Annotated in this window: 1 protein-coding gene; it reads left to right on the forward strand. The window is 46.6% G+C overall.

What is annotated here, in order from left to right; genetic code table 11:
- The first annotated feature begins 94 nt into the window (after positions 1-94).
- Positions 95-1,423, forward strand: a complete 1,329-nt coding sequence (locus F0261_RS19705) for an IS4 family transposase (RefSeq protein ID WP_171338730.1) — start codon at positions 95-97, stop codon at positions 1,421-1,423.
- Positions 1,424-1,432 lie beyond the last annotated feature (9 nt).

Below are 1,432 nucleotides of genomic sequence, written 5' to 3' on the forward strand. Positions count from 1 at the left end.
TAATGCCGATCAGTTAAGAAAATTTTCATGATCGGTTGACCGATCTTTTTAAGGCTTCAAAATCCGATATCAGTCTCTGGTATCGGATTTTTTAATGTCTTTACTTACAAACCTCGATGAAACATTCAGCCATGCAGAAGATTTAAATGCCATCGATAAACTGATGTCGTTTGTTGACCCTGAACTTCTTCAGCAAGCCTATGAGCTATCAGGTGTGGCGACTGTCAGACGTCGCCGTTTGCCTTTAGATTCGGTAGTGTTAACCATTGTCGGCATGAGTCTTTTTCGTAACGATCCTGTCTGGGACATCGCGAATAAACTCAATGTTTCGCTTCCGGGTAAAAACCGCTTTGTTGCTCCGAGTGCAGTGGTACAAGCCCGCCAAAGGTTGGGTGATGATGCTGTCGGTCACGTCTTCAAATTGATGGCACAGCGGGCATTCACTGAATATGCCTTTGAACAGTGGTGTGGTTTAAATGTACTGGCGGTTGACGGCGTAATGTTCCGTGCTCAGGATACTGCTGAGAACCTTGATGCATTTGGTTGTGACCGGAATGCTAAGGGTGATAATCCGTACCCACAGGTACGCATGTGTAGTCTGATGGAAACGTCCAGCCACCTTCTGTTGGCCAGTGAATTTGACAGCCGGGATGTGGGAGAGATGTCTCTTGCACAGCGGCTTGTTCCTTCGGTTCCCGATAACTCTCTGACCCTTTTTGACAGAGGGTATTATTCGCTGGGGCTACTGTACTTGTGGATGACTAAAGGCGTTAATACGCACTGGATGCTCCCCGCCCGTAAAGATTTACAGTATACTGTGAGACATCAACTCAGCGAGGATGATGCTGTTATCACGCTTAAAACCTCTCCTCAAGCCAGGAAGAAATTTGATGGTTTACCCGAAACCATTGAAGCGAGACTGACCCGCTACAAAGTAGATGGAAAGTCTTACCGCGTGCTCAGTTCAATGGTCGATGCAATGCAGTTTCCCTACGAAGAAGTTGTCAATGTGTATGTTCAACGCTGGGAAATCGAACTGGGCTTCAGAGAAATGAAACAGACACTACACCAGGCAAAACTGACACTGCGCAGTAAGAAACCTGAGATGGTTCGACAGGAACTCTGGGGGCTGTTGGTAGCCTACAACCTGATTAGAGTGATGATGCTGGATGCCGTAAAAGACATGCCGGAATTATCTCCTTCCCGCCTTAGCTTCGGTCTCTGTATGAGACATATCATTGTATTCTTCCTGACCACATTGCCGGAGACAGTAACTAAACTGCCCGTTCACTATGAATACCTAATGGAATCGCTGACGATGATGAGGCTCCCTGACAAACGACCTGACAGGTATTACCCCAGAGTAGTGAGGAAAAGACCGACTAAATACCCCACAAAGAAAAATGCCAGTCAGCTTAACTGACTGGCATTA

Source organism: Alteromonas sp. 07-89-2 (assembly GCF_013113925.1).
GTDB classification, from domain to species: domain Bacteria; phylum Pseudomonadota; class Gammaproteobacteria; order Enterobacterales; family Alteromonadaceae; genus Alteromonas; species Alteromonas macleodii.